This is a genomic window from Flavobacterium sp. SOK18b (assembly GCF_014156605.1).
GTDB lineage: Bacteria > Bacteroidota > Bacteroidia > Flavobacteriales > Flavobacteriaceae > Flavobacterium > Flavobacterium tiangeerense.
Genome location: NZ_QKNZ01000143.1, coordinates 1 through 5,332, shown reverse-complemented (window position 1 = coordinate 5,332; position 5,332 = coordinate 1). Strand labels below are relative to the sequence as shown.

At 31.8% G+C, this 5,332-nt stretch carries 5 protein-coding genes and 1 pseudogene; 2 read left to right on the top strand and 4 right to left on the bottom strand.

Translation table 11 applies throughout. The features are described 5' to 3' along the window. Positions 1 to 604 precede the first annotated feature (604 nt). A complete protein-coding gene (locus DNC80_RS15220) occupies positions 605 to 1,303 on the top strand; it encodes a pseudouridine synthase (RefSeq protein ID WP_182651940.1) in 699 nt (232 codons plus the stop codon). 414 nt (positions 1,304 to 1,717) lie between these two features. Here DNC80_RS15220 and DNC80_RS15215 read toward each other — a convergent pair whose 3' ends face one another. The 3 genes from DNC80_RS15215 to DNC80_RS15205 form a co-directional block, all read right to left on the bottom strand. Further along, positions 1,718 to 2,458: a DUF3891 family protein gene (locus tag DNC80_RS15215; RefSeq protein WP_182651939.1), complete on the bottom strand. Its 741-nt coding sequence runs from the start codon at positions 2,456 to 2,458 to the stop codon at positions 1,718 to 1,720. Between the two features lie 456 nt (positions 2,459 to 2,914). Beyond that, complete coding sequence (locus DNC80_RS15210) at positions 2,915 to 3,436, bottom strand: N-acetyltransferase (protein WP_182651938.1); 522 nt, start codon at positions 3,434 to 3,436, stop codon at positions 2,915 to 2,917. 44 nt (positions 3,437 to 3,480) lie between these two features. After that, entirely contained in the window at positions 3,481 to 4,248 is a 768-nt protein-coding gene (locus tag DNC80_RS15205; protein WP_182651937.1) for an MBL fold metallo-hydrolase, read from the bottom strand. Between the two features lie 164 nt (positions 4,249 to 4,412). On the opposite strand from DNC80_RS15205, the gene DNC80_RS15200 reads away from it, so the two are divergent. Then, complete coding sequence (locus DNC80_RS15200; protein ID WP_182651936.1) at positions 4,413 to 5,078, top strand: MBL fold metallo-hydrolase; 666 nt, start codon at positions 4,413 to 4,415, stop codon at positions 5,076 to 5,078. 1 nt (position 5,079) lies between these two features. Here DNC80_RS15200 and DNC80_RS15195 read toward each other — a convergent pair. After that, a pseudogene (locus DNC80_RS15195) lies at positions 5,080 to 5,332 on the bottom strand (Crp/Fnr family transcriptional regulator); the annotation flags it as partial.

The window sequence follows — 5,332 nt, the reverse complement described above, 5'->3', positions numbered from 1 at the left end:
GTCTAAAACGTTTAGTTTTCTATTCTGAGAATTTGAAAAATAAATATTAAATACCGCAATTGAAATACATAAAAAAAGTTTATTCATTTTATTTTTTGTTAATTACAAAAAGTTTTTAGTTCAAACTATAAGACTAAAAGTAAATCAGTATAGAAACTTCTTTTTTTAAATTTTAGTCTAAATATAGTAGATTTAAACTACAAAAAATATTTTTCAACCAAAAAGCAGTTTGCTTATTTGGTAAAAAAATACGTGAACTTGTCTCTTGAAATTCTCTCAAACTCTTCGAAAAACTTTTAAGTAATCGATACAAATATTCTGTTGTGCTTTTCAGCTACGTCTTATTAAACCTGTATTTAATTTTTTGTTTTTCGGTTGTTTCAATTTATTGTTAATGTTATGAAAGCAACTAGGCAATTATTGATTTCTAGGATTATTTATTTAAGGCAACATCATCTTTCCCAGATTGTAACTATTACAAATTAATAGAGATTTACTTTTTTTAATGTTAAAAAGTGGGATTCATACGCTAGCGGTATAAAAAGTATAGAAATAAATACGTCAAAAGAGAGATTTCGATAAAGATCTCTTTTACTTTTGCCAGATGTTAGAAATTCTGTTCCAAGACGAATATATTATTGCAATTAATAAGCCAAGTGGATTGTTGGTTCACAAATCATTTTATGCGCGCGATGCAAAAGTGTTTGCTATTCAAGAATTGAGAAATCAAATAGGAGGGCAACATGTTTATCCTATTCATCGGTTAGACCGCAAAACATCAGGTGTCTTGTTATTTGCGTTGGATACCGCCGTTTTAAAAATTATGAATGATCGTTTTGCCACTCGCGAAGTCGAAAAAAAATATTTAGCAATTTTACGTGGTTGGTCACCCCTAGAATTAACGATTGATTATGATTTAACTAATGATGATGGTGTTGTACAAAATGCAGTAACCTATTTTCATCGATTGCAAAGTGTTGAAATTGAGTTGGAATTTAACAAACAGCCAACGTCACGATATTGTTTGGTTGAAGCGATTCCTGAAACTGGGCGTATGCATCAATTACGAAAACATTTCAAACATATTTTTCATCCCATTTTAGGAAGTCGGCCACATGGATGCAATAAACAAAATAAATTATGGTTGGAGCATTTTGAACTGAAAGGAATGATGCTTCATGCCCATCAGTTAATTTTTAATCATCCCATAACAAATGAACAATTAATCTTGAATGCAAAGATTAATGAAGAGTTTAGCAGAGTAGGTACTATTCTTAATCTAGATTTGAGTACGTATGAATAGCATATTAATTTGTAAAGCAATGCTTTAAGTTATTGCTTTATTTGGAAGCAATAGTTTCAGTATAAAGAGGACCATATTTCAGATTTTTGATTAATTCTTGAGACATTTATATCGTATGCTATTTTTACCGATTTGAAGTTAAAGCTTAAATTCATAAATACTTTCACAGCATTTACGATAAGTTTATTTTTCAAAATGTTACTTCGCGCTGGGCGTAGTTCAGGATTTTGTTATCTCTTACTGCAGTTGAACGCTTTCTTTTTTAGTCATAAATTTCACATTGTAATACCTTCATAAGATGATGGAAATTAGCAGTAGTGCTACCGTAGATTTAGTTTAACTACTGTTTCACCAAACTTGTAAAACCCAAATTAGAATCAAAATAGCAAACAGAAATATAAAATAATAAAAACGCTACCTTGAAAACACAAATTCTTCCCTTTGAACTTCGGTTTTTTTACAAACCTCGTTAAATTCTTCCACGGATGTAAACTGTAGTTGTTCGATAATTTTATATTCGTAAAAAACCGTGAAAGTATCATTTTTAAAAACCCAAGGCTCTACTGTGATTTCTTTTTCAGCCTTGTAAAACGTTTGACTCATATCACCGTCAGGGCTTTCAGATACTTCCATTTTGCGTCCTTCGGGCTGTATTTTATCCATGCAAATAAGAAGTGAAAAAGCATCGCACCATTCCACAAGACGGTACAAGCGATGCATGTATTCTTCGTTTATGTTTAAATGTTTGAAAATATCTTTGCGGTTTTTTTCTTGCTCTTTCAAAAAAGTTTTCAAATTCTGGTCTTGACCGTGAATTGAATCATCACAAATAAAATCTAAATGTAAGGAGGTCAATAATGCATTTAACTGACTTTTTGAAGTTGCATTTTCCATTACATTGAGGTATCGATTTAAATCCGTTTTTTTAGATTCATCGTTGACTAAGAAATGCCTTGGCGCACCTGCCTTGGTTAAATTTTTATTTTCTAATGTTTCTACAACCCCGTCATCATGCTCAGTGATAGCAATGAGTGTTGGCACAATGATATCATTTGGCAAATCAATATTATATTGATATCCTATCATCGCAGCTAGAAGGCCGTGAGAGCGCTGGTTTATAATTTTCCAACCTTTAGCATGTGAAGTAACAATCATAATATGGAGGTTTTCAAATTAATATTTAAAATAAAAAAGATTTCATTATGGAAAATTCTCTTGTAATTCAAATTTACCATAATATATCCAAAGAAGGCAATAATTCTAACCTTGGCAGTAATTAAAAAAAGAGGAATAATAAATTAATTAAAGTTCAAGTTATAAACGTAATAGATAAATTAAAAACACTTGGAGTTGCGCCATTGCGATGGCGAGCTTCCCGCTCGTGCCTTTTACAAATTTATAGTGATCCACTTTTGCTAGTGTTCATGAGCTGGTGTAAGGGATTAGATTAAATTGTTTTTGTCACGCAAGCAACGAAATTCGGGATGCTAGCTATTGTTTTATTTGGTCTTAAAGTCCTTTTTTATTAGACAATTTGGAAAGAACGGTTTTAATATTTTCAATTGTTAAGAAGGAGTGAACACAAAAATAAAAAAAGGAGAAGTTATTTTTTCATTTAGAGTTTAGGTCAATTTGAAATAAACTTACTGTTGCGTTGTCATAATGTGCAGGAAGTCCTTCAGTATTTTTAAGTTTTAGTAAACCTAAAAACTCAAAGCCACATTTTGTGTAGTAATTAATCAATCCTGAATTATCGCCAACTGTATCCATTCTAATGAATTGTTTTTGATTTTCAATAGCATAAATTTTTGCCCACTCAACGATTTTACCCGCTAAATTTTGTCCGCGAAAATCAGGACTGGTTGCTATTCGGTGAATGTAAATAGCTGGTTCTTCGTTACGTTCCTCCCAAATTTGTGGATCGTCAAAAGTTGTCGCCCAGACACAAGCAATTTTACCATCAACCACTATTTTCCATTGTCTGTTTTCTAAAATTTCAGTTTCAATAAGTTGTCTGTCAAATTCTGGCCAGTGATGGGTAAATCTCGTTTTCTGAAAATCGGTGGCGATTTTGTACAAACGGAAAATTTCGTCTGTGTCGTTGCTGTTGCTATTTTGTATTTGAAAGTTCATTTATGTGTTTTTAATTACTATTTTAAGGTAAGATGGTTGTCTGATTAGTACACCCTACTTTCACCATCATTTGGAATAAAAACCTTGTCAGAAAGTCCAATTTTTGAAATTTCTACTTTTAATTGTTGTCGTGTCGTCGGGCAATGATTTACAGCTTCCAGATGATTTGCGATTACTTGATTTGGTGCATTTTTTACAAACCTCAAAATGTCATCCATTCGCATTAATAAAGGCTGAAAAATATCTAATTGTGCTGTTCCAGAAGCCGCCACAGCTATTTCAGGTTTTAATTGTGTCAAAACTTTGTGAACATCGTCAGTGTAAACGGTATCGGCGCTCAGGTAGATTGATTTTTCGTTTGGTAATTTGATATAAAAGCCCATTACATTCCCCATTGGTTTAGCTACAAATCCGTAACCGTGAACTGCTGGAATACCTATAATTTTTCCACTTAAAAAAGGGCTTTCTTTCCAATATTCAACAGTTTGTGATACGTTTAATCCTTTTTTCCTTAATGTGGCTTCGTCTTTTATGCTACAAATAACAGGAATTTGTTTAGAGCGAAGAAAATGCTCTGCTTCCTTGTCTAAATGGTCGGGGTGCAGATGTGTTATTAAGCAATGTGTAGTTTTTTCAACTATATCCATTGCATTGGTTGGCAAATCTACAATTGGATTTCGTTGTGGTTTAAATCGAAAAAGTGTGAAAGTTGGTCCAGCTGTTCCTTTTTTTCCAAGCATTGGGTCCACTAAAATTACTTTATCTCCAGTTTCTATGATCATAGTGGCATTTCGCAAATGATGTATTTTCATTTTTTGATGTTTTAAATTGAAAGTACAAAGTTGCTTATTGGTACAATAGATTCCATTGATTGAAATCAATAAATCAAAAAAATAAAGTTTAGTCGATATTGATTTGAATCAATGCACCTAAATTTATTCAACATTATTTTTGCAATAATAAAAGTTACAAAGAAATGAACTATACCATTGAAGTACTATCGAATACTATTTTTGCAACAAATTCTTATTTAGTAATTGATAATGATAAAAACGCACTAATTGTTGATCCAAGCTTTGATCCTAAATCAATTGAAATAAAAATTGATTTTTTAGGTTTGAAAGTTGTAGGTATATTGGTAACACATGCGCACCAAGATCATATTTTTAGCGTCAAATATTTTATGGATTTATATAATGTTGCGGTATGGGCTTCAGAGAAATCAAAAGAATTGTTTGGAGATCGTGTGCGCAATCTTAGTTTTATTGGTTCTCAACATTTTGGACTAGAGGAAACTATTTTGGATGTTCCAGTGAAAATTTTGGAAGATCAAACCACCTATCAAATAGAAAACTTTGTTTTTACAACCGGTATTTATCCAGGACATAGCATTGGTTGTACTGTTTTTGATTTTGGAGAATTTATGCTGACTGGTGATTTTATTTTCAAAGGAACTATTGGAAGAATAGACTGGCCTGGCTCCAATCCTGAGGATATGAAGAATAGTTTGATGTTATTTAAAGATAGATATAAAGCAATCGATATGCCAATATATGCGGGGCATAATGATGCCACAACTATTCAAAATGAATTGAATACAAATGTTTTTTTATTAGATCCAGCCAATGTAAAATGGTTGTAGGCTATATTCGTTTTCTAATTCTGCTTAATGTTTCAGGAGTGATTCCTAAATACGAAGCAATATGATATTGAGGGATTTGTAGTAACCAGTCCGGTTTTGTCTTCATAATATCGAGATATAATTCTTCGGCGGTATTTACAAAATGGTTGAATTCTTCGGTTTCTTTATTGACAACAATTCGTTGAAAAATGGTTTCAACAAATAACTTACCGCAATTGTATTGGTTAGTAAATGTCGAAAATATTTCTTTTGAT

What these genes read in the sequence shown, in the direction of transcription:
- DNC80_RS15200 (WP_182651936.1), top strand. Translation starts at nt 4,413, where the DNA reads ATGAACTATACCATTGAAGTACTATCGAATACTATTTTTGCAACAAAT.
- DNC80_RS15215 (WP_182651939.1), bottom strand. Translation starts at nt 2,458, where the DNA reads ATGATTGTTACTTCACATGCTAAAGGTTGGAAAATTATAAACCAGCGC.
- DNC80_RS15220 (WP_182651940.1), top strand. Translation starts at nt 605, where the DNA reads ATGTTAGAAATTCTGTTCCAAGACGAATATATTATTGCAATTAATAAG.
- DNC80_RS15210 (WP_182651938.1), bottom strand. Translation starts at nt 3,436, where the DNA reads ATGAACTTTCAAATACAAAATAGCAACAGCAACGACACAGACGAAATT.
- DNC80_RS15205 (WP_182651937.1), bottom strand. Translation starts at nt 4,248, where the DNA reads ATGAAAATACATCATTTGCGAAATGCCACTATGATCATAGAAACTGGA.